Genomic DNA, 24,097 nt, shown 5'->3' with positions numbered 1-24,097 from the left:
CACACGTGTTTCTGGCAGTAGTTGGGAGCGAAGTCCCTGGCCATTGTGCTGGGCTGTTACGGACAGATCACCCCGGGCCTTCGAGTGGGCGATCCATGTCAGGGCGACGGGGCGTTCGTCACTCGTCAACGCTGCGTGGAACTGAGCTGAACCGGATTTTGCAGCGGCCCTGAAGCCAGGCATGCCCGCCTTGGCAGATGGGAGAACGCGGGTTCGATGCCTGCGCCACGGAAGAACCCCGACGAACTGCGCGAGCGGGCTGTCCGCGAAGTACAGAGCTCCGGCCGGCGTCAGGTCCGTCCGGTCGGCGGATGCCAGAACCTGGCACACGACCTGCAATTTCGCGGTGATCGCTGCTACACCACTTGGTGGGACACCATCCGAGTATGGGTGCGATGCTGGAAGATCTGTGCACCGGGGTAGAGCGCGGCGCCCCCGTCACGTCTTTCCGGTACGTGCCTTTCGTGCACGAACGGCGGATGCTTCAGTGGCGTACTTCAGCGGAAGGGTGATCAGGATCAGGCTGTGGAAGGTAGTTTCTATTGGCCTGACGCCCAACACTCCGGTGCAGGTCCGATCTGAGGAGTTTCAAGATGTCTGAGGTTGCTGAGGTCCTATCAGCATGGAACCGGATCGTTCGCTGGCTTGAGGCGAACGCCCCAGTGAGCGCGCAGGCGCTTAAGCCTCCGGCTACGAACGAGGACATTGACCGTCTGAACGAATATCTGGGATTCGAGATCCCGGATGTCCTTGATGCATGGCTTCGGATGAACAATGGAAGCACTGCGAAAGACTCCACAGCGCCGATCTCCGGCGGCGGTATGGCGCTGATCTCTCACGCCGGTTCATTGATTTTCCCGGACGGTGAGGTGTTCCTCGGGTGCGAGGAGATCATGCGTCGGCACGCCGAGTATCTTCAAATCGCCAGCAGTATCGACGACGAGGACTACTGGAAGCGGTCGTGGATACCGGTCGTCGAGAAGAGTGATGCGCCCTACGGGTTCCTGCTGGATGCAGAGCGGCGTGGTGAAAGTGCGCCCGTTCTGAGGTTCGGCGAGGGCGACTACCCGGAAGTGTGTCTGCCGTCGCTGAGCGGCCTGTTGTGTCCCATCGCGGATGTCCTGGAGCACGGCGAGGCCGCGGGTTCCCTCATGGCTTACCGAAGGGCAACTGTCACGGATGGCAGGATCGAGTGGGCGGGTTGACCGAGGAAACAGGGATGGGGCCCGGCGAACCGGGCCCCATCTTTGTGTCAGGGTGCCTCAGGTCGGCTTGGGCACGTCCAGCCAGTACTCGTCCTTGCCGATCAGACGGTTCCGCTTACGGAATCCCGGGAACGGTGACATGGACTGGGTGTTCTGGTTATTGGACATGCTGGACCGGCCGCACTTCTCGTTCCACTCGGGAAGCGGGTAGCGCTCGTCGGCGTAGATCCGCCAGATGCCGTCAGTGCCCTTCTTCGCGACGGTCTGCAAGCACTCGTCGCCGGAGCTGACCGGGTTGGTGCCCCCCATCGAGGTGGGCATACCGGCACTCTGGTAGCTGGAGGCGAAGGCGAACTCGTCGCAGCTCTGTGTGTCCGTTCCCGACGAGCTCAGCTCAGGTGAGAGCGTCGCGTCGGGGTGGCGGACGTATGAACTCGGGCAGATGACATCGCGGTTGGCGTCGCTCTGCTTCTTGTTGGGGTTGGTCGGCGACATGACGTCAGTGCCGAGGTACCTCAGAGCAGCGCCCTTCCCCTTGAGCCCGAAGTGTCCGGGAAGTTTCTGCTGGACCAGCCATGCATGCGCGGCAGCCGCCGGGAACTTCTTGGAGTTCATCACGTAGGTCGGCTTGTAACGGTCAAAGACGCAGCCGGGCGTGGCAGTGACTATGTTGTCGCAGCGGATCTGCTGCGGTGTGCCGGTGATCATCTCCGAGAGGTTGCCGGAGTGTTCGCCGCCCATCCAGCCGCCGAACTTCCACTTGAAGCCGATGAGGTCCGTGATGGAACTCTGGCTCTGGTTCCAGGTGTGAGTCATCCTCATGTGGGCGACGTGCCGGTCTCCGGCGCCCCAGTTCCAAGTGGCGCTGGTGACCCAGTTCTGGGTGGAGGAGGTGCAGTCGATGGAGCAGAACTGTTCTACGGTCTGGGTGACGGGGCCGGTTGCTCCGGTTCCGGTGAACGCGACCGGAATGAAGAAGACGTCGGTCTCGATGGTTCCGCTGCTCGGATCCGTTTTGATTTCGGCCTGGACGTGGATCCTCGCGGTACCGATGATCTCGTCCGTCGAAAGATCCCTCTGGGTCAGGTTGAAAACTGTCTTCAGGCAGCCTTCGGTGCGGTTGATCCAGCGGTTCGGCAGCGCGTAGGGGATCGGGAACGGCTTGATGCCGCACCAGTCCACGCCACTGTTTGCAGCGCTGGCTGTAGCGAGCCGGTTCTCGGCGTCTTCCAGTTCCTCCTTGGACGGTTTGCTGGTGGACGGGGCGACCTCGGTTTTCGTGTTCTTGCCGGCAGTGCTGGTGCTGTCGGTGCTCGGGCTCTTGGCCAGGTTGTTGCTGGCCGACAGCGGGATGAAGTCCTCGGTGACGTCCTCGGGTGTGGTGATGTCGCCCGGGGTGGGGGCCAGGAGGTCGGGGCCGGAGAAGGAGATGTCCGGCATACCGGTGTAGTCGCCGGGGACGAAGGCGATGGCGTCCCAGGCGATGTCCTTGTCTCCGGTGCCGGTGCCGTTGAAGTTCGACAACTTCACCTCGGGGATGGTGCTGTTGAACCGGTAGGCGCCCAGGGAGACCCACTTGTTGGAGGAATTGTCGGTCTGTGAGATCGCCTTGGTCTTGACGCCGAACGCGGTCTTGATCTCGTAGACGGCCTTCATGGTCTGCGCCCCGTGGTCGGGGATGTGCACGTACACCTCGGCCTGGCCGCCGGGGACCGTCTTGCCTAGCTTCCAGGTGCCGGTGACCTTCATGCGGTAGGCGTTGCCCGGGTAGGACTCAGGCTGGCGGGCGTGGGTGAACCAGAAGTGGTTGCCGTAGGCGGCCCCGATCTGGTGGGTGTCGATCTTCCCCGGATAGGTTCCGTTCCACTCGACGAAGTCGAAGGCGAACGTTCCGTCCGACTTGACCGGTCCGCATCCTCGGCTGCCCGATCCGGCCGGAGTCACCCCATTGGGCAGGTCATCGATGACAAGGGTCCCGCTGGGGAGGCCGTGGCTGCACCGGGGTGGGTAGGAGTTGGCGTCGGGCTGCTCCGGGTAGGAGGTGTTGAACCGGTGGACCTGGTAGCCGCACTGGGCCTGCACGTCGCAGCTCTTCCACTCCGCCGACTTGTTCCACCAGCAGTGCAGCCAGTGCGGGTTGGTTTTGCTGTCGCCTGCGTCCAGGGTGCACGCCCCGAGGCCGGGGTCGTTGGAGTCACCGTCGGCGATCTTGGACGGGTCGCAGTTGTTGGAGGCGTCGCAGAACAGGTCGACCGGCGGCTTTGCAGCGGTGCGGCCCGAGTTGCTGTTCCACCATGCGGGCCGGTATCCGGCCTGGATGTCGCCGGGGCCGAACATGGCCGCGATCGGACGGGCGGCCCATCCGATCACCTTCTCCTCGTACGGCCAGTCCTGCGGGTGCGCGGCGTGGCTGTAGTCGTCACCGCCGGTTCCGCTCTCCAGGAACGGAAGGCGGTTGGCCTTCCAGAGGGGGTTGGCCGGGTTGTTCGTCCAACCCACGCCCCAGTGGCCTGCGGAGTCGGCGGTGGGGTAGAAGCCGGAGTTGTAGGCCCACAGGGCGAAGAACCAGTTCTCGATCCACTTGGGGTGGCCGTTGTTGACGGTCATGCCCGCCTTGCGGGTCTGGTTCCACTTCTCGGAGAGGATCTGCGCGCCGGCCGCGATGTTGGCGGTGTAGTCCAGAGCGATGGCTTCCTGCTGGAGCGTGCTCTTGGGCTGCTCGCCCGGCTTTTCCTTGCCGTGCATGCGCATGCCGTCGGTGGCCTGGGTGATGCCGTATCCGCAGTCGGCGTCGGCCCAGTTGATCCGCCACGGGTCGAGCTGTTCGCCGGAGGCGGCGTAGTCGGTGCCGTAGTAGTTGCCGATCAGGGAGTTGGCGGTGACGCCGGGCACGGCGAACCGGGTGGCCTGCCACATGTTGGATTCCTGGGCGGTGATGCCGAGGAGGATCTGTGCGGGGATGTGCCAGCGGTCATTGTCGCCATCCTCGGTGTCGAGGGTGCCGTTGGGATCACCGGCGAGGAGGATCGGGGGAAACAGGTTCTGCGGGGTGTAGCCGCCGGTTCCGGTGTTCTTCCAGTTCGGCTCCCGGTAGAAGTCCAGCTTTCCGACGACGGCCTGGTCCACGGCCCATTCGACCTGGCGCGGGGTGGGCTGGAACGCCTGCTTCTTGTGGTCGTTCCGGGCGACGGCGCAGTAGCGCTCTTCTTCGACCGGGTCGGTCGGTGAGGCCGTCAGCACACTGGTGCGCAGGGCCTGGGTGGACATCCCCTCAGGCTCGGTGCTCTTCGGCTGCGGAAGTGCCGGGGAAGGCGCGGAAGCGGCCTTGCTCGCCTTGGCTCCGCCGATCCGCTTCTTGCCGGGGTGGGCGTCGAGGGTCACGGTCTTGCCCGTGTCGAGGACCCGCAGCGTGGTGCGTGCGGTGCGCTCGGTGCGAGCCTCCTCCGGGCGAATCCGGGTGTCCTTTCCATCGGCCCAGGCAGTGGTGATCGCCGCGTTGCCGTGGCTGGACATCCGGGCACCCTTGGCGATACCGCCAGGGTTCTTCACGCGGCTGGGCAGCCTGGCCTTGTTCTTGGCATTGCCTGTGATGAACACCGTGCCGTCCGCCGTACCGGTCAGGTCCCACTCGGTCAGCTTGCCGCTGGCCAGCGTGGCGGCCTTGGTCTTGCCCTTGCCGATCTGGGTGGCGGTCAGATGCTTGGCGTAGCTGGTGGACGCCTTCTTCTTGGTGTCCATGGTGCGGTCGATGAAGGTGACGCCGCCAGTTGAGTCGGCGGTAATCTCAAAGGGCACGGACGCTGTGGCCGTGAGCGTGGTCAGCTTGCCCTTGGAGGTGGCCGTGACCAGCTTGTTGCCGTGGGCGGCGATGATGCCGTGCCGGGTGGGGATCGCCGAGGTGACCTGCCCGGGGTAGGTGACCGGCTTACCGGTCCTGCCCGTAGCGGCGTTGACGGTGATCAGCCGGGTCTGCTGCGTCTCATCCCTGTCGTGGGAGAGCTGGGTGAACACGACCTGTTCGCCGGTGCCGCAACCGGGCGAGAAATGCGCCAAGGACGCCTGATAGGGCAGCTTGGCGACCTTCCCCGACTCAAGGTCCACGATCGCGGTGAACGCGCCGCGAACCATCAGCTCAGGCTTGTTGGTAAATGTACGCGGCGCATAAGCGACCGCCGCCCGCTTGCCCGAGCCGGTCACACAGGCGTTACCAATCCAGGCGTCGGTGTCGAACCCGGTCTCGGACAAAGTCGCCGCGGTCTTCCAGCCGTACCCGTCTGCGCCTTCAGCCGTCAGCAGATGGAACCCGGTGACGTCCCCGGACGTGGTCAGAACCCGGTCGTCGGCGCTGCCGGCGATCTCCTTGCGCTTGCTGCCGGGGATCGCCGGGGGATAGTCCTTGTCGGAACCCTTGGGCTTGGCCATCCCGTTCGCAGCGCCCTTGGGAGGAGCGGGCTCACCTGCCTGTGCCGGCAAGGTAAGCGGCACGGACATCACGGCCGCGGTGGCGAGGGCTACAACTAAGCGCCCCCGTCTTGTCTGGCCTATCAAAACGTCTCCCATTCGTGTGGTGTTCCTCATAGGGACCAGGGCCGGAGCACGCATACGAGTGCTCCGGCCCTGGTGGTCTATGGGGTGTGGGGGTCAGCCACGGAGGACTTCGCGCGTGCTCTTCACGATCGAGACACGCGGATGGTCGGGAACCGGTTTGCCGGGGTCGGTGAAGGTCAGCTCCGTCGGCCACGACCCGCCCGGATAGACGCCAACGGTTCTGGTTTCCATGGAAACCTTCGCGTCGAACCCGCCGGGACCGGTGACACGCACCTCGACCCGGTAGACGGCCCGCCCGCTGCCGGTGTTCGTTATCTTCAGCGGAACCCTCAGCGCATCTCCCTCCCTGACCGGAGAGAAAACGCTCACATCCCCCCGGGTCGCGACGGTCCGTCCGAAGTCTTCACCTCCCGACACACTGCCTCCGGGCCTCATCGAGGGCGTGACCGGATCCCCGCTCGCCGCGGCGGCGGCCCGCTCCCTGCTCACCTCGTCCGTCCACTTCGGGGCAGGGGCAGAGCTGGTGCCGGGCGATGCCGGGGCAGTGGCTGCCGGGCTCGGAGAGACCCGCACGGACGGCGTCTTCGGGGCAGAAGCCGACGCGTCGGCCTGTGGCCCCGCGCAGGCAGTACACAGAACGCCGACCGCCACAGCGGCCGCGCTCACAGCGAAAGATGCGCGGCACCAGAGGGGCGGGCGCTCAGAAGTACGGCTCATCATGTGACGTCCGTCCCCTGTCAGTTGCACGGAGGGACGTAGAACTGACGGTTGATGAGCGCGGTGGTGGAGGTCTTGGAGTTCTTCATGATCGCGGTGACCTTCGCGCACAGACCATCGGTTACACGGACCGGGCCGGCGTACTGGCTGAAGTTGCCCTCATCCACGCTGCACGGCTTGCTGAGGTCGTTCGGACACAGCTTGAGTTTCATGTACTTCGTGGTGCCGAGGTTGTTGTCGAAGATCGCGCAGCTGTTGAAGGGGGCTACATTCCTCTGGTAGGTGAACAGGGTTCCCCACCGCCGCTCGTCGGGAAGCTGCTCGGCGTACTGGAGGTAGTAGCCGGATCCGCACAGGTTGGATGTGGCCTGGACTGCCTGAGGGTCAGATGCGGCGATCGTGCGCGTGGTGCTGGTGGCTGTGGGAGAGATGGGCACCCCCGCGACGGTGGTTACCGAAGCGGCAGAGTCCTTCGGATCGCTCTTCATCGAAGCGGCACTGACGGTGGCAGGGGACTTGACGGTCTCCTGCCCGGCGGCGGGAGAGGCGTAGCCGGCCGCTAGGAGACCGACGGTTGCAGCTCCGGCGGCTATCCGGGCCGTCTGGGATCGGGCAATGGTTCTTAACTGCATGGCTTCCCCTCGGATTCACGTGAAGGCGTGCGAACAACCACGCCATGGCAATGCGCCCCGCTGCCGGACAGTCGGCAGGGGCGGGACAGTTGGCGCCCTTGCATCGGTTGAGTGTTCGAATTCTGGCCTGACGGGGGGTGAGCTTATGTCCACGTCTGCCGCCAGGGCAACGAACTTCCTGGCCGCGCACTCGCGTACGGCCCGCAGCACTGGCCTGATCGTGCTGCTCACCAGGTTCCTGGGGCCCGGCGCCGACTGGTCACTCCTGTCACGGGTGGCGACCCTCGCATCAGGCGTTAAACGATCGATAGACGCCACGGCCAGCGCTGGAGTCAGTGGGCGGCGTTGAGGATGGACGCGGCAACCGGGCCGGCGGCAGCACTTCCGTGTCCGCCGGACTGCACCACCACCGCTACCGCCGTACTACCGCGGAATGCGGCGAACCAACTGTCTGGCTGCGCCTGGCCGTCGACCTCAGCGGATCCGGTCTATGCGCCGGTGTCGCCGGATACACCGGCCATGGCCTGCCTGCCGGTGCCGGAGGACGTGGTCAGGCGCATCATGTCCCGAACTTGGGAGGCCACCGGCTGCGGGAGCTGTGTGGCCGTAGCCAGCTCGCGCGTACCGGACGTACCGCGGGTCAGGACGTGCTGGCGGAAACGTCCGCTCTTCACGGTGGCCACGACCGGTGCCATATTCAGCGGATTGACCTGAACCTGCCCCTGACCGATCAGCGCGGCAGCCTTCGCCGGCCCGTTCACGGGCGGTACCTTCCCATCGAAGCTGGGGCCGCGGTCGTCGTGTGGCCGCGTGAGCGGGCCTTCGCGGCCCGTGGCGAGGCCGGATCGCGGTGGGCCCTGGAGGAACTGCGCGCAAGCATCGCGCGGGGCGACCTGGACCGGGCGCGCGACCACGCCCGGTCCCTCGCACCGTTCTGGAAGCACACCAGCCCGCAACCCGAGCTGCTGGAGTGCGCGTTGCAGGTGGCCGCGGGCCTGGACGTGACCGAGACCGCGGCCATGCTGCTGGAGCCGTTCCAGGTGGGCGCGCTCGCCCCGGAGCACGCGGGCGCACTGGCCGCGGCGGCCAGCTGGGGCAGGGAGGCCACCGCGGGCGAACTCGGCGATCCCGGGTAACAGCCTGTGCGGTAAAGCAAGTTCGGTGAGCACGGCGCCGTCCAGTTCAGTTGGCGTGGCCCGTTGCCGAGGCCGCATCGGTCTTGTCGGCGTCAGCGAAGAGGAGAGTGGGCTCGGCCAGGATGTCGCGTCCGGCTTCACTCTTGTAGATCTCGTCGACACTTCCGAAACGGGCCTCGGCGTAGTCGAGGTCGATCAGTGCTGCTGCCTGGCGGACCGATGCCTCGTCGGGGCCCTCGATCTCGATGAAGGTGGGCAGGTCGGGCCAGGTGTCGAAGTCGAAGGCGACCTCCCCCAGACGCCACTCCTCGCGGTAGTTCTCCTGGTAGCGGACCTCCCGCAGGCCGAGGCCGCGCAGGATCTCAGCCATGGCGTGCAGATCGGTGACCTCGGTCTCGATCTCTGTCGTGCCGTCGATCCGTGTGGCGTCGGTGACGTGCTTGAGCGTCAGGGTGGAGCGCGTGCCCTCGTCGCGCAGCCGGATCCACTGGCCGCCGTCGAGGACGTCGTTCTCGAAGATCTTGCGGGTGAGGAGTGTGCGGGGGAACGTCTGTGTGGCGCCCAGGTTGGTGAGCTTGGCCTGGAGGGCGTCGACGTCGATGGCGCGGAACTTGGCCTCGTACTCGTGCTTCATGATCTCCTTCTTCCTTTGCTCGATGGTTACTGCGAGGTGCGGGTCGCGAGGAGCAGGCCCATGCGGTGGGTGTGGTCCTGAAGCTGGCCGACGTGGGCTGGCTCTATGAACTCGTTCGTGCGCAGCGTTAGCAGTACGCGCCAGTCGTCGGTGAAGTGACGCCTGAGTTTCTCCGGCGAGGTGTAGTGCTCGATGCCGATGTGGCGTTGCTCGGTGGGCATCATGAATTCGGCCCCGAACAGGCCGCCAGGGCGGACGAGTGACTGCATGCGTGACACGAAGTCAGCAAGCGGGCGACGGTGGTTGGCACTGTAGTGCCACGAGCAGCTCGTCCAGACGGCGTCACACTTCGCCTGCCTGGTCCCGGTCTGCAGGAAGTCCTCCTCCAGAACCTGCACACGGCCGTACAGGGCTTCGAGCTTGAGCCGGTCGACGAGTCCCATCGCGCGGGCGGTGATATCCCCCGGAAGGCTGACCTCGCCACCGTGCAGGGCGAACGGGTCACGCTCGATGGCGAGGACGCGGTAGCCGGCCGCGGCGAGCGGCAGTACGAACTTGCCGTCGCTCGCTCCGACGACCGCGATGGTGGCGTCATCGGGAGCGTGCTCTGTCACCGAGGCCAGGAACTGAGGGAAGAACGTGAGGGTGTGCTCCCAAAGGCTCTGCGTCTCCACGGCGGACTCCTTCGGTATCGCTGGCGAGGATGGTGTCGACGACCTGACCGGGTGCAAGGCCCGTGGTCTCGATGCGGCGCATCGGGAAGCGGGCATAGGCCCTGGTGATCCGGTCCGGGACCACTTCGCTGAGCACGTCCCATGGGGAGATCCGTTTGTCCCGCGCGAGCAGGCGGCGCTGGCGCTCGTCCTCCGTGCATGTCAGCTGGTATGTGGTGGGCTGTTGCAGGTGGGCCGGCAACGTGACGTCGAGACGGGCGCCTATTGCGCGGTGGGTAGCCAGGCATCGGGCGAAGTAGCTCTCTACGACAACCGATGTCCCGGCGTCGAGGTGGCGCTGGACTTCGTCGGCAGCGGTGAACAGAGCAGAGAGGTAGAAGCACATCCGTGCCTCGACGTTTTCCCGCATGTCGACCTGCTGCCGCAAAGCCCGGAACGAGGCTGGCACGGTGGGGACCACGACGGCACCCCGCGCCTGGGCAAGCAGGGGCGCGATGGTCGACTTTCCGGTGCCCCGGAGCCCCTCCAGGCTCTCGAAGAGCGGGCTCTCAGACACGGGCGTACGAAACGTCCGGGACGGCGAGGGTGAGCTCGTCGGTGGCCGACGGTCGGTGGACAATCCTGTCGGCGTGCTTGTCGTACCAGAAGGCGTGGGAGTCCTTTCCTACACCCTTGCATGACATGGTGAGCGCGCCTCGCGGATCGGCCTCGATGCGCTCTATCTCGACGGGGCCGCCTACAGGAGCACAGATGTCCGGGGCGCCGTGCTCGGAGAGGTCCTCGTCGACGATCACCTCGATGGCCAGCTCGCTCGCCTGCAGCTGCTGCCGCAGGCGGGTGTATGCCGCCGGATCGGTGACGAGCAGCTCGGGGTGGGCGGCGGCGTTGCCGACCGGCCGCAGGCAGTGCAGCTTCAGCTGCTCGACGCCGAAGTGCTGCAGCGAGCGGGCCAGCGGCAGTACCTCGTCGATGTTCCGCGAGGTGACCGTCATGGTGGCGCCCGTGCTGACGCCGAGACTCTGGGCGAGGTCCAGGCTGCTGAGGGCACTCTGGTAGCTGCCCGTCTTGCGGATGTGGTCGTTGGTCGAGCCGATGCCCTCAAGGGAGACCCGCAACAGGTCCACGTACGGGGCAATCTCAGTCAGCCGCCGATCGATCCGGTAGCCGTTGGTGCAGATCTCGATCTGCTGGCCCAATTCCTGCTTGCCGTACCGGACGAGCTCCGGGAGGCTCTTGTAGACGAACGGCTCGCCGCCGAGCAGAGTGAGCGCCTCGGTGCCGTACTCGTCACGCATGAGCGTCATGAGACTGATCGCCTCCTCCAGCGTGAACGCGTCGGCGTGCTGGAGCCGCTTGCCGTGGAAACAGTGCAGGCACTTGAAGTTGCAGTGGTACAGCAGCTGCAGGTACAGCATCCGGATACGCCGGATCCTGGTCACTTCCTCGATCACGTCTGCCTCCTGCAGCAGTTGCTTGATAGGAGACCTGATCGTGCTGGAGAGACGCGGTACGGCGTCACCGCGTATGCGGACGGTGCCAGGACGTCCCGGGACGTTTTCAGTGACGAGCGAAGCTCTCCAGCAGTCGGAGCAGGCTGATCGTGTCGGACAGGTCCGGGAAGACAGCCGTTGCGCCGGCAGCAGTCAGCTCGGCCTGGCTGTGGACGCCGGTGGCGACAGCTACGGCTTCAGCACCGGAAGCGCGAGCTGCCTCGACGTCTCGTGGGGTGTCGCCCACTAGGACGACGGGGCTCCCGTCCAGCAGGCCATGGTGTTGTCGCACCCGTCGACGGGCCACATCCACAAGATCGGACCGATCGACCGCGTCGGCACCATAGGCCCCGAGGCGCAGGTCCACCAGCGTGTCCAGGCCGAACGCCGACAACTTCACCTGTGCGTTTGCAGCGATGTTCCCGGTGAGAATCGAGGACGCCCAATTCGACTGGCCAGCGACCTCCTTGAGTGCGTCACGCGCCCCAGGAAGGGTGGTGCCTCGCTCACGCAGATCACCGAGGCGGTCGCGGCCGACTTGCGTGAGGGCGGCTTCGATGCCCGTCCAGTCGGGTTCGGTCAGGTCGTGCCGCCGGAACATCTCACGCATGATCAGGCGGTCTGTTCGGCCTTCCGTCACCGCTGGTTGGGTAGGCGGTTCGCCAGCCAGCATCGTGAAGGCGGCGGCGTAAATCTCCTTGCTGACACCGGCATTGTCGACGAGCGTGTGGTCGATGTCCCACAGGACGATGAGCGGCATGCCGCCAGCGTAAGCGCCCTCGGAACCGTCGACTCCGGGAAATAGATCCCAGAACGTCCTTGCAAGGCTTGGACTGGCTCGGCTTGGATTACGTGCGTGAACGAGCGACTCCACTCCGTACTCGCGCAACGAGGCGTCTTACCCGAATCGCTCGCCGAGGCATGCGAAGTCGATCCCAAGACTGTCGGCCGCTGGCTGGGCGGGCGAGTGCCACACCCACGACACCGCTTCCGCGTTGCTCAACACCTCCGCGTGGAGGAGACATTCTTATGGCCAGCGCCCCAGCGTCGCAGCGGTCTGCGGGGCAACCCGGGCACGGAAATCGTCGGCACCTACCAGAACCGTGCCAGCGTCCCCCGAGAGACGTGGCTCTCCCTGTTGCACGAGACGCAGGAGCAGATCGACGTGCTCGTGTTCTCCGGGACCTTCTTGGCCCAGTCCAACCCGCGCGTCGCGGACATGCTGACCGAGCGTGCGGCTGACGGTGTCCGGGTACGACTGTGCTTCGGTGACCCGAGCGGCCAGGCAGTCGCCAACCGAGGCCGCGAAGAGGGCATCGGAGACACCCTCGGCGCAAAGATCCGCGCCTCCCTCACCTACTACCGGCCACTGCTGCCGGCACCCGGCTGCGAAGTCCGGCTGCACGACACCACCCTGTACAACTCGCTGTTCCGGTACGACGACAACCTGCTGGTCAATCCCCACGTCTTCGGCCAGCCGGCCAGCGCCAACCCTCTCCTTCACCTCAAGAGAGTGGACACCTCAGGGTGGTTCGACAATTACGCTCAGAGCTTCGAAGCCGTCTGGGCCAGCGCACGTGCTTGGAAGCCCGACCAGGAGGGGAACCCCGCGAATGGGCAGGACTGAGTACGTCAACGACCCCAACGCCCCCAAGGCCAACACCCTCATCCCTGCCAGCAATCTGCTGGTCGTCAACGACGAGGGCGCCATCCTGCTCCAGCGCCGCCGCGACACCGGTCAGTGGGCCCTTCCCGGCGGAGCCCAGGACATCGGCGAGACCGCCGCGGAGTGCGCCGTGCGTGAATGCCTGGAGGAGACCGGCATCATCGCCGAGATCACCGGCTTCCTCGGGATCTACACCAACCCCAGGCACATCGTCGCCTACACCGACGGCGAGGTCCGCCAACAGTACGAGAACACCTACATTGGCCGCCCAATCGGCGGCGAGCCCACCGTCAACGACGAGGCCGACGGTGTTCGCTTCGTCCAGCCGTCTGACCTCGATCAGTACGACATCCACCAGAGCATGCGCCAGCAGATCGGCGACTACGTCGCCGGAACCTACCCCTACCTCGGCTGAGCAGCCACGAGCTCCGCATCCACCCGTCTCACAGCAGCAAGAATCTCAGGCGACGCCCGACGGATGAACCGCCCCACCACGCTGTCCGCTCCGTAGCGGTCCGTGATCTCCGCCAGCCGAGCCTTGGCACTGGTGCGTTCCCCGTTGGGTGTCGTCGTCATGTCGCACCAGACCAACGCATCCACCAGCCGCTGATTGTCGAGCAGCGGAAACTCAACCTCCAACACGTCCCGCAGCCCCCGTTCCTCGGCCTCCAGAAGCGCGAACGAATGGTTCGCCACCAACCGCACCAGCCGCTCATCGGCCGCGTGGACGTCACGGAGAAACCGCGCGCCGTCCAGCGGGTGGAAGCCAGTCACAGCCAGCCTTGGCGCATACCCCACGTCATGCAGCACAGCTGCCGAAACTAGAAGATCAGAATCGTCACCCAGGATCCCCACCAACCCGGTCGCACGATGTCCGACGCCTTGCGAATGCGCCCATCGACGGGGAAGCGGACCGCTCAACTCGGCCTCGGCCACCTGCCGTGCCCACGGCGCCAGTAGTCCGTTCATAACTTGGACTATGCCCAGTGCAGCGAGTGCAGTCGAATGTCGATCAGCCAATGACGGCCGGAACCAGTTGATGCAAGGAAGGACGGAGGTGGGCGCTTCATACGGGTAGAGGTCGGGAGCTTCACTGCGCGCTCGACGCCAACCCTCGAGCGACCACAGCTGATCCAGCTCCGCCGCGGCGACGTACACATTCGATCTCGAGGGGCCGTTCGGCTGGCGGCGGTCCGCGGACGAACTGGCGCAGGCGTCGGCCGTGACACTGCACGGCGGAGGATTCGCGACCGTGGTGACAACCAAGAATGTGGTGGCCGCGGCCCGAGCGCGGCCGGCCTCACACACGGACGCCTCGCGGAGACGGAGACCGGGACCGCGCCTGCGCGCTCGGGTTCGAGTACCGAGCCCGGCGCGGTGAAGGCTCAGGTCAGTTACCGGCTGACCTGAGCCTTTCCCCTGGTCCACCTCAGCCGTTGGCCGCCTCGTCGATGCGCCGCCGCAGGCGACGCATCCCCCGGAGCCACCTGTCCGTGTCGGTCGCCCGGAACGCGTAGTGGTCCCGTACTTCCGGGTGCGGGAGGATCAGGAAGCGCCCGTCCGCGAGCCCCTCCATGACCTCGTCGGCCACTTGCTCGGGTGCGAGGACGTTGCCGCCGAGCACCGCCTTGGCGGCCGCGTCGGTCTTCTCGTACATCTCGGTGCGAACGCCCAGCGGGCACACGACCTGGACCGTCAGACCTCGGTCGCCGTACGTGGCCGAAAGCCACTCGGCGAAGGCCAGCGCGCCGTGCTTGGACACCGAGTACGACGCCGATTCGAGGTGGGTGAGCAGGCCCGCGGCGGAGACCGTGGCCAGGAAGTGACCGCGTCCCCGTTCCAGCCACGGCTCGATCAGATGGCGGGCCACCCGCACGTGTCCCATGACGTTCACCTGCCAGACCTGGTCCCACACCTCCTCCGGGGTGTGCGCCCCACCGCCAGGTTCGATGCCTGCATTCGCGCAGAACAGGTCGATGTCGCCGAGGTGGGCGCGCGCCGCCGCCACCAGGGCGGCCACGCTCTCCTCAGCGCCTGCGTCGCCCGGCACAGCGAGTCCGCCGACCTCGGCGGCGACCCGGGCAGCCGCCTCACCATCCAGATCGTTGACCACGAGCCGGGCGCCCTCGGCGGCGAACCGACGGGCGAGCGCCGCTCCGATGCCCGACCCGGCGCCTGTGACGACCACACCCGCGTCTTTGAGATCCATGGATGCCATCCGCCTCACTCGTCCGCGATCTTGAGCACGAGCTTGCCGAGGTTCTCACCGCGGAACAGTCGCATCAGCGTCTCGGGGAACGCCTCGACCCCGCCGGACACCACGTCCTCCTTCGACACCAGCCGTCCCGCTGCCAGCCACTCGGCGAGCTGCGCAACGCCTTCGCCGTAACGGTCCGCGTAGTCGAAGACCACCATTCCCGTCATGGAGGCGCGGTTGACGAGTAGCGACATGTAGTTGCTCGGTCCCTTGACCGCCTCGGTGTTGTTGTACTGGGAGATCGCGCCACAGATGACGATCCGGGCGCCGCGCGCCAGCCGGGTCAGCACCGCGTCGAGGATGTCACCGCCGACGTTGTCGAAGTAGACGTCCACACCGTCGGGGGCGTGCTCACGCAGCGCCTTGCGCACATCCTCCGTCTGGTAGTCGATCGCGGAGTCGAACCCGAACTCCTCCACCACCGAACGGCACTTGTGCTCGCCTCCGGCGATGCCGATGACGCGGCAACCCATGATCTTGGCGATCTGGCCGACCACACTGCCGACCGCACCCGCCGCTCCGGAGACCACGACGGTCTGTCCCGGCTTCGGACGTCCGATGTCGAGCAGGCCGAAGTAGGCCGTCATGCCCGACATGCCGAGCGTCCCGAGATAGACGGGCAGGGATGCCAGCTCCGGGTCGACCTTGGTGACACCACGACCGTCCGAGACGCAGTACTCCTGGACGCCGAACGAGCCCGACACGTGGTCCCCGACCGCGAAGTCGGGGTGCCGGGAGGCGATGACCCGGCCCACCGCGCCGGCACGCATCACCTCTCCGATTTCGACGGGCCGTATGTATGACTTGCCCGCATTCATCCAGCCACGCATGGCCGGGTCGATCGACAGGTAGAGCACCTGCACCAGCAGCTCGCCGTCGCCCGGCTCGCCAACCTGCTCGTCGACGTGCTCCCAGTCGGTCGGCCGGGGCTGCCCCACAGGACGTGCGGCCAGACGCAATTGATGGTTGGTGCGGCTCATCTCCGCGGCTCCTTGGCTGAGGTGGGCGAATCCGACACGCGGCGCGAGGTCGCTGCAAAGTGCCCGGGCGACTGCGGATACCAACTGGTCGGTACGTGCCTCGTGAGGCTAGATGCTGCCGGGCCGGGAAGCAAGTGCCCCGTCAGCAGCGCGAGGGGTTCCACATCACATCGCCGATGCCTGTGTGCGTGACGCGTGGGCGGCGAAGGAGGCGCGGTAGTCGCGCGGGCTGGTGGCGAGGCGTGAGGCGAAGTGCTGGCGCAACGTGATCTCGCTGCCGAAGCCCGTACGGCGGGCGACCTCGGGCATGGGCAGGTCGGTGTGTTCGAGGAGCTTCTGGGCGGCGGCGATGCGCTGGTCCAGAAGCCAGCGCAGCGGCGTCGTGCCGGTGGCCGCGGTGAAGTGGCGGGCGAAGGAACGTGCCGACATGCCCGCGTGGGCGGCGAGGTCGGCGACGGCCAGCGGTTCGTGGAGGTGACGGAGGGCGTACTCGCGCACAGACGCGAGCGCGTCGGCGTCGCGGTCGGTGCGCGGGGTTGGGTGCTCGATGAACTGAGCCTGGGTTCCCGTGCGGAAGGGGGCGGTGACCATCGACCGGGCGATCGTCGCGGCCGCCTCGGCTCCGTGAGCCGTGCGGACCAGGTGCAGGCACAGGTCGATGCCGGCCGCCGTACCGGCGGCGGTCCAGATGTTGCCGTCCTCGATGAAGAGGGCGTCGGGTTCGACGGTGACGCGGGGGTGCTCGGCGCGGAGCAGCTCGACGAGGTTCCAGTGTGTGACCGCGCGGCGGCCGTCGAGTAGGCCGGCCTGCGCGAGTGTGAAGGCGCCGCCGCACAGCGCGGCGATGGTGGTGCCGCGGACGTGTGCGCGGCACAGGGCTTCGAGCACCGGTTCCGGTGCGCGGGTGAGGTGGTCGTCCAGGCCGGGGACCAGGATCAGGTCGGCACGGGCCAGCCAGGCGAGGGTGCGGTCGGGGGTGAGGCTGAGCCCCCCGCGCATGGGGACGGGCGCGGTGTCGGCGGCGACGCGGCGCAGGTCGATGGCGGGGACGCCGCGGTCGGTGCGATCCGTGCCCCAGACCTCGGTGATGACGGAGACGTCGAAGGCCCGGACGCCCGGGAAGCTGACAAGGGCGACACGGTACGGGGCGGGAGCGGTGGCCACAGTGGCAGTAAACCATCGATCGCTGACTTGTACCCCTCTGGGGCCAGGTCAACCGGGGCGGCAGCATCGTAGGTATGGAGATCGCAGAGAACGCGGCACTGGTCGTGGTGGACGTACAGAAGGGCTTCGACGAGCTGGACTTCTGGGGGCGGCGGAACAATCCGGAGGCTGACGAGAACATCGCCGCGCTCATCGACGCATGGCAGGCCACTGGGCGGCCGGTCGTCTTCGTCCGGCACGACTCGTCGAAGCCGGACTCGCCGCTGCGACAGGGGCACGAGGGGAACGGTTTCAAGGAGTACGTCGAGCAGCGGCGAGGCAAGGGGGCCGCGCCGGAACTGTTCGTGACGAAGACCGTGAACTCGGCCTTCTACGGGACACCGGACCTGGACGCGTGGTTCAAGGCTGAGGGGATCTCGCAGTTCGTGGTGGCCGGTATCCAGACCAACATGTGTGCGGAGACGACGGCACGGATGGGTGGAAACCTGGGGTACGAGGTGTTCTTCGCGCTGGACGCGACGTACACCTTCGATCTCGATGGGCCGTTCGGCTGGCGGCGGTCCGCGGACGAACTGGCGCAGGTGTCGGCCGTGTCACTGCACGGCGGAGGCTTCGCGACAGTGGTGACGACCAAGGATGTCGTGGCCGCAACGGCCTGAGTGCGGCCGGTGCCGGCCCGCGCACGGACCCCATCCGCCGGGACCGCACCCGCCCCGCCGGACCGCATCCGGCGGGGCGAGCGGTCAGGCGTGCGCAGGCGCCGACGGCTCTGTGCCGGTCTGCGTGACCACGGACGCGGCGACCCGTGAGGCGTACTCCAGCATCGCCCCGGCACGTTCCGCGGACAGCGTGCGCTGCCACGCGCCCACCGTGCCGAGCCACGCGAGTACGCCCGCCATGAACGCGTCCCCCGCACCGATCGTGTTGACCACCTCGACCGGCACCGCCGGTACGGACACGGGCGGTCCTTCCGGAGTGTAGGCGGCCGCGCCCCGCGCGCCGCGGGTCAGCACCACCAGCCGTCCCTCCGCGGCAAGACGTCGGCAGCTCTCGTCCGGGTCGGTGTCCGGCCAGAGCCGTACCAGGTCCTCGTCGCTGGCCTTGACGACATGGGCCAGCGCGCACAACTCGCGCAGCAGTGCCAGGCCCCGGCCGGGGTCGATGGTCCGGTCCTCGCGCACATTGGGGTCCACCACCAGCAGGGAGTGCCGGGCGGCTGCCTGCGCGGTGGCGGCGACGGCCTGCGCGGCCGGTTCGACGACCGCGGCAAGGCCTCCTGCGTACACCGCGCCGAAGCGGCCGACGTCGGCCGCCCGGTCCGGGAAGCGGAAGGTCGCGGTGGACTGGAGGTGGAAGTGGTAGCCGGTTCCCGATTCGCCAGGATCGGCGACTGCCAGCGTCGTGGGGAGTTCGGACCTCGCGCAGAGGCTGAGATCCACGCCCGCGTCCACCAGCCGCCGCTCGATGCTCCGCGCGAAGCCGTCCCCGCCGAGCGCTCCGGCGAACGCGACCGGCCTGCCGAGGCGGGCCAGGCCGACCGCGACATTGGCGGGCGCGCCGCCCGGCTGTGCACGCCGTACCTCCGGCTCGCCTGCCACCGGGACGAGGTCGATGAGCGCCTCGCCCAGCACCAGTACGGCCTCAGTCCCGAGTGCGGCATCAGGCCCGAGTACGGCATCAATCCCGCTCACGGCTCCACCACGATCTTGCGGCCCTGGCCGGCCTTGAACCGGTCGATGGCCTCGGGGTACTGCTCCAGCGGCAACCGGTCGCTGATGAAGACGGACGGATCGAGCACCCCGGTTGCGAAGAGCGCGGCGGCCCGCTCGTAGCTGTGCAGCACCGCCATCGAGCCGGTGATGGTGATCTCCTGGTTGTAGATCCGGTACGGCTCGATGACCGCGGTGGTCGCATAGTCGGCGACCCCGAACTGCAGGAAGGTGCCGCCCTTTGCGACCCGTCCCAGACCGTCCTGGATGGCACCGGCGTTGCCGGTCGCGTCGATGACGAAATCCCAGCCGCCCGGCTGGTCCAGCTCCGCGGCGGTGGCCGCCGAGCGGGAGCAGCCGAGCACGGAGGCCGTGGCGAGGCGGTCCGGGTTGATGTCGAGTACGTCCACGCCCGCAGCGCCGGTGCGCTTGGCGAGCTCCAGCATCATCAGGCCCATCGTTCCCGAGCCGTAGATCAGCACGTTGGCGCCGAGGGTGCTGCTGTTCAGGACGTCGTATCCGCGGACCGCGCAGGACAGCGGCTCGATCAGCGCCGCGTCCTTGACATCGATGTGGTCGGGCAGCCGTATGCAGTTCGCGACGGGCGCGACGGCGAACTCGGCCGCGCCGCCGGGCACGGTGACGCCGATGGCGGCCCAGCGGTCGCAGAGATTGCCGCGTCCCGCCCGGCAGTAGCGGCATTCGTGACAGTGCAGGGACGGGTCGACTGCCACGCGATCGCCGACGGCCAGTTCGGTGACGTCCCTTCCGATGCCCACGACCTCGCCTGCGAACTCATGGCCGGGCAGGATCGGCAGGGTGGGCGCGAACTCGCCCTGGAGAATGTGCAGATCAGTGCCGCACAGACCGCACGAGGCCACGGAGACGACGACCTCCCGCGGTCCCGGTGTGGGGTCGGGAACCGTCGTGACGGAGACCTTGCCGGGGGCTTCGACGATCGCTGCCCTCATTTAACAGCTCCAAGGGAGAGGCCCTGGACCAGCTTGTCCTGGGCGGCGTAGCCGGCGGCGAGTACCGGCAGGGACACGACGATGGACGCGGCGCACAGCTGGGCGAGGAAGAGGCCCTGGCTGGTGACGAATCCGGTCAGATAGACGGGTGCGGTCTGGGCGACGACGCCGGTGAGCACCCGGGCGAAGAGCAGCTCGTTCCAGCTGAAGATGAAGCAGATCAGCGCGGTTGCGGCGATCCCCGGAGCGGTCACCGGCGCGACCACCCGGGCCAGGACCGTGGGCAGCCGTGCGCCGTCCACCTGAGCGGCCTCGATGATCGAGATCGGCACGTCCGCGAGGAAGGACTGCATCATCCACACCGCGATCGGCAGATTCATCGAGGTGTAGAGGAGGACGAGGAGCCAGATGTTGTCCAGCATCCCGGCGTTCTTCGCGAAGAGGTAGATGGGCAGCAGACCGGCGACCACCGGCAGCATCTTGGTGGAGAGGAAGAAGAACATCACGTCCGTCCACTTGCGTACGCGCCGGATGGAGAGCGCGTACGCCGCGGGGAGGGCGAGGACGAGCACCAGCAGCGTGGAGAACGCGGACGCTGTCAGGGAGTTGATCAGGGACGGCCAGGGGCTCGGCCCGCCGCCCGCGCCGAAGAATTCCCGGTAGCCGGCCAGGGTGAGCGGCGCGGCGAGGGAGGGCGGATTGGTGGCCGCGTCCGCCTCCGAGTGCAGTGAGGTCAGCAGCATCCACATGGCCGGCAGACAGAACCCGATGCCTGCCACCCAGGCGAGCAGGCCCAGCGCCGTGGAGCGGCGCCTGGCCCGGCGCGCGGCGGGCGGCAGTGACTGGGGGCGGGCGGTCTTCGTCGTGGGTGCCGGGGCCTGAGCGGGCGCGGTGTGAGCGGTCATGCGCGGTTCGCCTCCTCACGGAAGAGGGACGAGACCACCCGGAGCGCGAACGTCGCGATGATCATCGTGCCGATCACGACGACGACTCCCGCGGCGGACGCCAGTCCGTACTCGTGGGCTTGGTAGAAGGTCTGGTAGATCGTGTAGGGGAGGTTGGCGGTGCCGAGGCCTCCGGAGGTGATCGTGAACACCGCGTCGAAGTTCTGGACGATGTACACGGAGCCGAGCAGGACGCCCAGTTCGAGGTAGCGGCGCAGATGCGGCAGGGTGAGGTAGCGGAAGGACTGCCAGCTGCTCGCTCCGTCGAGGTGTGCGGCCTCCATCATGTCGGCGGGCCTGCTCTGCAGTCCCGCGAGCAGGATCAGCATCATGAACGGCGTCCACTGCCACACCAGGGCCGCCTCGACCGCGATCAGCGGCATGCCTGATATCCAGTCCGGCTGGGCGGGGCTGTCGTCGCCGAAGAGCCCGGCGATCCAGGTCCAGGCGCCGTTGAGGAGCCCGTACTCGGGGTTGTAGAGCGCGTGCTTCCACAGCAGCGCGGCCGAGACCGGGACGATCAGGAAGGGCGTGATGAGCAGCGTGCGCACCATGCCGCGTCCGAAAAAGGTGCGGTCGAGGAGCAGAGCGAGCCCCAGGCCGAGCACCACGGTCGTGATGACGACGCTCGCGGTGAGCAGGACGGTGGTGAAGACCGAGTCGCGCAGCTCCGCGTCGGTGAACACGGAGGTGTAGTTGGACAGGCCGGCGAAGCTGCGCTCGTCAGGACTCAGTGAGTTCCAGTCGAAGAGCGAGATCACCAGCGTGGCGACGAACGGCAGTTGGGTGACCGCGATCAGGAAGACCAGGGCCGGCAGGAGCGGAGCCCGGGTGGCCCAGGCCCGCGCTCCCCCCTTTCGCTGCTTCGTCTGCCGCGTCTGCTTCGTCCGGACCGTCGGTGACGGCGGTGGGGTGGTGACGGAGGCACTCACTTCTGCTCCTTGCCGACCTTCTCGGCCAGCTTCTGGGAGGCTGCCAGAGCCTGGTCGACGGACTGGCGGCCGGCGATGGCCGCGCTGATCTCCTGCGAGACCTTGGTGCCCAGATCGGTGAACTCGGGGATGCCGACGAACTGGATTCCGGCCGCCGGACGCGGCTGGGTTCCGGGGTTCTCCGGGTTGGCGCTCGCGATGGCCTTCTCGGTGATGTCCGCGAAGGCGCCGGCGGCCTTGCGGTACTCCGGGTTGGCGTAGGTGGAGGTCCGCTTGCCGGCGGGCACATTGGCCCAGCCGCTCTTCTCGCCGACCAGCGCCTCGTACTCCTTGCTGGACGCCCAGGAGATGAACTTCCAGGCGCTGTCGGACTTCTTGGACGCCTTCTGCATGCCCCAGGCCCAGGTGTAGAGCCAGCCGGAGCTCTCCGTCTTCTCCACCGGCGCCGGTACGTAGCCGATCTTGCCCTTCACCGGGGACCCGGCCGCCTCCAGGGAGCCCGCTCCTGCCGTGGCGTCGTACCACATCGCGGTCTTGCCCTGTGTCATGTTGTTGAGGCACTCGGCGTATCCGGACTGGGCCGCGCCCGCTTCACCGTGCTTGCGCACCAGGTCGACGTAGAACTGGGTGGCCTTCTTGAACTCCGGGGAGGTCAGCTTCGCCTCCCAGTCCGCGGTGAACCAGGTGCCGCCCATGGTGTTGACCACGGTGGTGAGGGGTGCGATGACCTCGCCCCAGCCGGGGAGTCCGCGCAGGCATATGCCCTTCATCCCGCTCTCGGCGCCGTCCGCCTTCGCGGCGAGATCGGCAACCTGCTGCCAGGTGGGCTGCGCCGGCATCTTCAGGCCCTTGTCGGCGAAGACGTCCTTGCGGTACATGAGGAACGACGACTCGCCGTAGAAGGGCTCGGCGTAGAGCTTTCCGTCCTTCGCAGTGAGCGATTTCCGCAGTGGCTCGAGGATGTCGTTCTGGTCGAAGGCGGTGTCCTTCTTCGCGTACTCGTCGAGCCCGTGCAGCCAGCCGTTCTTGGCGTAGAACGGCACCTCGAAGTTGCTGATGGTGGCGACGTCGTACTGGCCCGCCTGGTTGGAGAAGTCCTGACTGATCTTGTCCCGGACGTCGTTCTCCGGGAGCACGGTGAAGTTGACCTTGATGCCGGTCTCTTTGGTGAAGTTGTCCGCGGTCAGCTTCTGCAGTTCGACCATCTGCGGGTTGTTCACCATGAGTACGTTCACTGTCTCGTCCCCCGCGGAGGAGGAGGCGCCTGCCCCGCTGCACCCCGCGAGAAGTGCCATGGCGGCTGTGCCTGCGCCCGCACTCAGGCGGATTCCACGTCGTCGCTGGAGGTGCATGATTTTTCTCCTGATCATTCGTAGCGGCTCGGTGATCGTTGCTTCGAGGACGTGACGGGTCCGGCCCCGTGCCTGCGTCCGGGGATCAATGTGCTTATGGGGTAGTGAAGTTGAGGGGTGTGGGCGCCCCACGGTCTGTTCAGACGCGGATGACCTGCGGGCCGAGGAGGGAGTAGCGCTGCGCCTCGGCCGAGGGCAGGCCCACGTCGGTGACGATGGCCTCGAAGTCGCCGACGTCGGCGAAGCGGCAAAAGCTCACCGCGCCGAACTTCGAATGGATTCCGGTGAACACGCGGCGGCGTGCGCTGCGCATGGCCTGTGCTTTGACCTCGCTCACCGCGGGGTCGGGTGTGGTCAGTCCGTACTCGCGGGAGATGCCGTTCGCGCCGACGTACGCCAGATCGATGACGAAGTCGGCGAGCATCCGGGTGGTCCAGTGGTCGACCGTGGCCATGGTGCCGCCGCGTACGCGCCCGCCGAGCAGCAGCACGGAGATCTTCTCGGCGTCCGCGAGGACGGTCGCCACCGCCAGGGACGCGGTGACCACGGTCAGCGGCCGGTCCCGCGGCAGCGCTTCGGCGACGAGCTGCGGGGTGAAGCCCTCGTCGACGAAGACGGTCTCGGCGTCACCGAGCAGGTCGGCGGCGGCCGCAGCGATCCGTGACTTCTGCGGCACATGACGGGTGGTCCGCACCGCGAGCGTCGTCTCGAAACCGGCGGACTCGACGGGGTAGGCGCCGCCGTGCGTACGCCGCACCAGACCGTGTTCCTCCAGGGCGTGCAGATCCCGCCTGATCGTCTCCTTGGCAACCTGGAACTGGCCAGCCAGGCGGTTGACATCGACCGCCCCGTCCCGCCGGGCCGTCTCGAGAATTCCCCGTCGGCGTTCCTCGGTGTCCACGACACACTTCCCTGTTTCTGACCTGTTGCGCTGTCCTTGCGCCTTCGGCGCTTCCCGGGCCCGGCGTCCGTTCGGGCTCATGCGTCGTTTGTACAAGCAGGCACACCCTCTCGAACAGGCTCTTCGCTGGATTCGCTGTGCCCGTTCGTGCCCGTTTCGACGACACCGTCGGCGCTGGTGGTGCG

The 24,097-nt window shown here is 67.2% G+C and carries 24 protein-coding genes and 1 pseudogene; 6 read left to right on the top strand and 19 right to left on the bottom strand.

Going from position 1 to position 24,097, the window contains the following annotated elements; translation table 11 throughout:
- Nucleotides 1-593: 593 nt before the first annotated feature.
- The gene (locus ACFYWY_RS08905; protein ID WP_389181908.1) at nt 594-1,205 is read left to right on the top strand and encodes an SMI1/KNR4 family protein; all 612 of its coding nucleotides are present in this window, start codon (nt 594-596) and stop codon (nt 1,203-1,205) included.
- Nucleotides 1,206-1,262: 57 nt separating this feature from the next.
- Here ACFYWY_RS08905 and ACFYWY_RS08900 read toward each other — a convergent pair whose 3' ends face one another.
- The 4 genes from ACFYWY_RS08900 to ACFYWY_RS08885 all read right to left on the bottom strand — a co-directional run bounded on the left by ACFYWY_RS08900 (nt 1,263) and on the right by ACFYWY_RS08885 (nt 7,863).
- Nucleotides 1,263-5,696 carry a hypothetical protein gene (locus ACFYWY_RS08900; protein ID WP_389181905.1) on the bottom strand — a complete coding sequence of 1,478 codons (4,434 nt, stop codon included), beginning with the start codon at nt 5,694-5,696 and terminating at the stop codon, nt 1,263-1,265.
- A gap of 150 nt (nt 5,697-5,846) precedes the next feature.
- Nucleotides 5,847-6,242 carry a hypothetical protein gene (locus ACFYWY_RS08895; RefSeq protein ID WP_389181903.1) on the bottom strand — a complete coding sequence of 132 codons (396 nt, stop codon included), beginning with the start codon at nt 6,240-6,242 and terminating at the stop codon, nt 5,847-5,849.
- 248 nt (nt 6,243-6,490) lie between these two features.
- Nucleotides 6,491-7,102 (bottom strand): hypothetical protein, encoded by a 612-nt coding sequence (locus ACFYWY_RS08890; protein ID WP_389181900.1) that lies wholly within the window; start codon nt 7,100-7,102, stop codon nt 6,491-6,493.
- A 488-nt stretch (nt 7,103-7,590) separates the two neighbouring features.
- The gene (locus ACFYWY_RS08885; protein ID WP_389181897.1) at nt 7,591-7,863 is read right to left on the bottom strand and encodes a hypothetical protein; all 273 of its coding nucleotides are present in this window, start codon (nt 7,861-7,863) and stop codon (nt 7,591-7,593) included.
- A gap of 39 nt (nt 7,864-7,902) precedes the next feature.
- Here ACFYWY_RS08885 and ACFYWY_RS08880 point away from each other — a divergent pair, with 39 nt between their 5' ends.
- A complete protein-coding gene (locus ACFYWY_RS08880) occupies nt 7,903-8,238 on the top strand; it encodes a hypothetical protein (protein WP_389181894.1) in 336 nt (111 codons plus the stop codon).
- Nucleotides 8,239-8,284: 46 nt separating this feature from the next.
- Here the strand turns inward: ACFYWY_RS08880 and ACFYWY_RS08875 are convergent, their stop codons facing one another.
- From ACFYWY_RS08875 to ACFYWY_RS08855, 5 genes are all read right to left on the bottom strand, one after another.
- Nucleotides 8,285-8,872 (bottom strand): class IV adenylate cyclase, encoded by a 588-nt coding sequence (locus tag ACFYWY_RS08875; RefSeq protein ID WP_389181891.1) that lies wholly within the window; start codon nt 8,870-8,872, stop codon nt 8,285-8,287.
- A gap of 26 nt (nt 8,873-8,898) precedes the next feature.
- The gene (locus ACFYWY_RS08870; RefSeq protein ID WP_389181888.1) at nt 8,899-9,546 is read right to left on the bottom strand and encodes a class I SAM-dependent methyltransferase; all 648 of its coding nucleotides are present in this window, start codon (nt 9,544-9,546) and stop codon (nt 8,899-8,901) included.
- Nucleotides 9,464-10,102, bottom strand: a complete 639-nt coding sequence (locus ACFYWY_RS08865; RefSeq protein ID WP_389181885.1) for a hypothetical protein — start codon at nt 10,100-10,102, stop codon at nt 9,464-9,466. The genes ACFYWY_RS08870 and ACFYWY_RS08865 overlap by 83 nt, the downstream gene beginning before the upstream one ends.
- On the bottom strand, nt 10,095-10,997 hold the full coding sequence (locus ACFYWY_RS08860; protein WP_389181882.1) for a radical SAM protein: 903 nt from the start codon (nt 10,995-10,997) through the stop codon (nt 10,095-10,097). The genes ACFYWY_RS08865 and ACFYWY_RS08860 overlap by 8 nt, the downstream gene beginning before the upstream one ends.
- 106 nt (nt 10,998-11,103) lie before the next feature.
- On the bottom strand, nt 11,104-11,796 hold the full coding sequence (locus ACFYWY_RS08855; RefSeq protein WP_389181879.1) for an HAD family hydrolase: 693 nt from the start codon (nt 11,794-11,796) through the stop codon (nt 11,104-11,106).
- 96 nt (nt 11,797-11,892) lie between these two features.
- On the opposite strand from ACFYWY_RS08855, the gene ACFYWY_RS08850 reads away from it, so the two are divergent.
- Nucleotides 11,893-12,663: an XRE family transcriptional regulator gene (locus ACFYWY_RS08850; protein WP_389181876.1), complete on the top strand. Its 771-nt coding sequence runs from the start codon at nt 11,893-11,895 to the stop codon at nt 12,661-12,663.
- On the top strand, nt 12,650-13,117 hold the full coding sequence (locus ACFYWY_RS08845) for an NUDIX hydrolase (RefSeq protein WP_389181873.1): 468 nt from the start codon (nt 12,650-12,652) through the stop codon (nt 13,115-13,117). Before ACFYWY_RS08850 ends, ACFYWY_RS08845 begins: the two co-directional genes overlap by 14 nt.
- Here the strand turns inward: ACFYWY_RS08845 and ACFYWY_RS08840 are convergent.
- Complete coding sequence (locus ACFYWY_RS08840) at nt 13,105-13,671, bottom strand: HD domain-containing protein (protein WP_389181870.1); 567 nt, start codon at nt 13,669-13,671, stop codon at nt 13,105-13,107. The two genes, ACFYWY_RS08845 and ACFYWY_RS08840, sit on opposite strands and share 13 nt — an antisense overlap.
- Before the next feature lie 178 nt (nt 13,672-13,849).
- On the opposite strand from ACFYWY_RS08840, the pseudogene ACFYWY_RS08835 reads away from it, so the two are divergent.
- Nucleotides 13,850-13,987, top strand: a pseudogene (locus tag ACFYWY_RS08835) (cysteine hydrolase); the annotation flags it as partial.
- Between the two features lie 144 nt (nt 13,988-14,131).
- Here ACFYWY_RS08835 and ACFYWY_RS08830 read toward each other — a convergent pair.
- The 3 genes from ACFYWY_RS08830 to ACFYWY_RS08820 form a co-directional block, all read right to left on the bottom strand.
- Nucleotides 14,132-14,920, bottom strand: coding sequence for an SDR family NAD(P)-dependent oxidoreductase (locus ACFYWY_RS08830; protein ID WP_389181867.1), 789 nt, complete (start codon nt 14,918-14,920; stop codon nt 14,132-14,134).
- Between the two features lie 5 nt (nt 14,921-14,925).
- On the bottom strand, nt 14,926-15,939 hold the full coding sequence (locus ACFYWY_RS08825; protein ID WP_389181864.1) for an NADP-dependent oxidoreductase: 1,014 nt from the start codon (nt 15,937-15,939) through the stop codon (nt 14,926-14,928).
- 165 nt (nt 15,940-16,104) lie between these two features.
- On the bottom strand, nt 16,105-17,103 hold the full coding sequence (locus ACFYWY_RS08820; RefSeq protein WP_389181861.1) for a GlxA family transcriptional regulator: 999 nt from the start codon (nt 17,101-17,103) through the stop codon (nt 16,105-16,107).
- A 74-nt stretch (nt 17,104-17,177) separates the two neighbouring features.
- Between ACFYWY_RS08820 and ACFYWY_RS08815 the strand changes: the two genes are divergently transcribed.
- Nucleotides 17,178-17,762, top strand: a complete 585-nt coding sequence (locus tag ACFYWY_RS08815) for a cysteine hydrolase family protein (protein ID WP_389181858.1) — start codon at nt 17,178-17,180, stop codon at nt 17,760-17,762.
- Between the two features lie 84 nt (nt 17,763-17,846).
- Here the strand turns inward: ACFYWY_RS08815 and ACFYWY_RS08810 are convergent, their stop codons facing one another.
- From ACFYWY_RS08810 to ACFYWY_RS08785, 6 genes are all read right to left on the bottom strand, one after another.
- Complete coding sequence (locus ACFYWY_RS08810) at nt 17,847-18,794, bottom strand: PfkB family carbohydrate kinase (RefSeq protein ID WP_389181855.1); 948 nt, start codon at nt 18,792-18,794, stop codon at nt 17,847-17,849.
- Nucleotides 18,791-19,783 carry a zinc-dependent alcohol dehydrogenase family protein gene (locus ACFYWY_RS08805; RefSeq protein WP_389181852.1) on the bottom strand — a complete coding sequence of 331 codons (993 nt, stop codon included), beginning with the start codon at nt 19,781-19,783 and terminating at the stop codon, nt 18,791-18,793. Before ACFYWY_RS08805 ends, ACFYWY_RS08810 begins: the two co-directional genes overlap by 4 nt.
- Complete coding sequence (locus ACFYWY_RS08800) at nt 19,780-20,688, bottom strand: carbohydrate ABC transporter permease (protein ID WP_389181849.1); 909 nt, start codon at nt 20,686-20,688, stop codon at nt 19,780-19,782. Before ACFYWY_RS08800 ends, ACFYWY_RS08805 begins: the two co-directional genes overlap by 4 nt.
- Complete coding sequence (locus ACFYWY_RS08795; RefSeq protein WP_389181846.1) at nt 20,685-21,659, bottom strand: carbohydrate ABC transporter permease; 975 nt, start codon at nt 21,657-21,659, stop codon at nt 20,685-20,687. Before ACFYWY_RS08795 ends, ACFYWY_RS08800 begins: the two co-directional genes overlap by 4 nt.
- Nucleotides 21,656-23,011 carry an ABC transporter substrate-binding protein gene (locus tag ACFYWY_RS08790; RefSeq protein WP_389181843.1) on the bottom strand — a complete coding sequence of 452 codons (1,356 nt, stop codon included), beginning with the start codon at nt 23,009-23,011 and terminating at the stop codon, nt 21,656-21,658. Before ACFYWY_RS08790 ends, ACFYWY_RS08795 begins: the two co-directional genes overlap by 4 nt.
- A 139-nt stretch (nt 23,012-23,150) precedes the next feature.
- Nucleotides 23,151-23,912: a DeoR/GlpR family DNA-binding transcription regulator gene (locus tag ACFYWY_RS08785; protein WP_389181840.1), complete on the bottom strand. Its 762-nt coding sequence runs from the start codon at nt 23,910-23,912 to the stop codon at nt 23,151-23,153.
- Nucleotides 23,913-24,097: the final 185 nt, after the last annotated feature.

Source organism: Streptomyces sp. NPDC002870, from assembly GCF_042888505.1.
Lineage (GTDB): Bacteria > Actinomycetota > Actinomycetes > Streptomycetales > Streptomycetaceae > Streptomyces.
Note: the sequence above shows the minus strand (reverse complement) of the source record. Positions and strands in the feature narration are given on the sequence as shown.

Coding starts and splice junctions, on each gene's coding strand:
- ACFYWY_RS08805 (WP_389181852.1), bottom strand. CDS start 19,783: ATGAGGGCAGCGATCGTCGAAGCCCCCGGCAAGGTCTCCGTCACGACG.
- ACFYWY_RS08840 (WP_389181870.1), bottom strand. CDS start 13,671: ATGAACGGACTACTGGCGCCGTGGGCACGGCAGGTGGCCGAGGCCGAG.
- ACFYWY_RS08830 (WP_389181867.1), bottom strand. CDS start 14,920: ATGGCATCCATGGATCTCAAAGACGCGGGTGTGGTCGTCACAGGCGCC.
- ACFYWY_RS08800 (WP_389181849.1), bottom strand. CDS start 20,688: ATGACCGCTCACACCGCGCCCGCTCAGGCCCCGGCACCCACGACGAAG.
- ACFYWY_RS08855 (WP_389181879.1), bottom strand. CDS start 11,796: ATGCCGCTCATCGTCCTGTGGGACATCGACCACACGCTCGTCGACAAT.
- ACFYWY_RS08845 (WP_389181873.1), top strand. CDS start 12,650: ATGGGCAGGACTGAGTACGTCAACGACCCCAACGCCCCCAAGGCCAAC.
- ACFYWY_RS08905 (WP_389181908.1), top strand. CDS start 594: ATGTCTGAGGTTGCTGAGGTCCTATCAGCATGGAACCGGATCGTTCGC.
- ACFYWY_RS08875 (WP_389181891.1), bottom strand. CDS start 8,872: ATGAAGCACGAGTACGAGGCCAAGTTCCGCGCCATCGACGTCGACGCC.
- ACFYWY_RS08890 (WP_389181900.1), bottom strand. CDS start 7,102: ATGCAGTTAAGAACCATTGCCCGATCCCAGACGGCCCGGATAGCCGCC.
- ACFYWY_RS08900 (WP_389181905.1), bottom strand. CDS start 5,696: ATGTCCGTGCCGCTTACCTTGCCGGCACAGGCAGGTGAGCCCGCTCCT.
- ACFYWY_RS08790 (WP_389181843.1), bottom strand. CDS start 23,011: ATGCACCTCCAGCGACGACGTGGAATCCGCCTGAGTGCGGGCGCAGGC.
- ACFYWY_RS08815 (WP_389181858.1), top strand. CDS start 17,178: ATGGAGATCGCAGAGAACGCGGCACTGGTCGTGGTGGACGTACAGAAG.
- ACFYWY_RS08825 (WP_389181864.1), bottom strand. CDS start 15,939: ATGAGCCGCACCAACCATCAATTGCGTCTGGCCGCACGTCCTGTGGGG.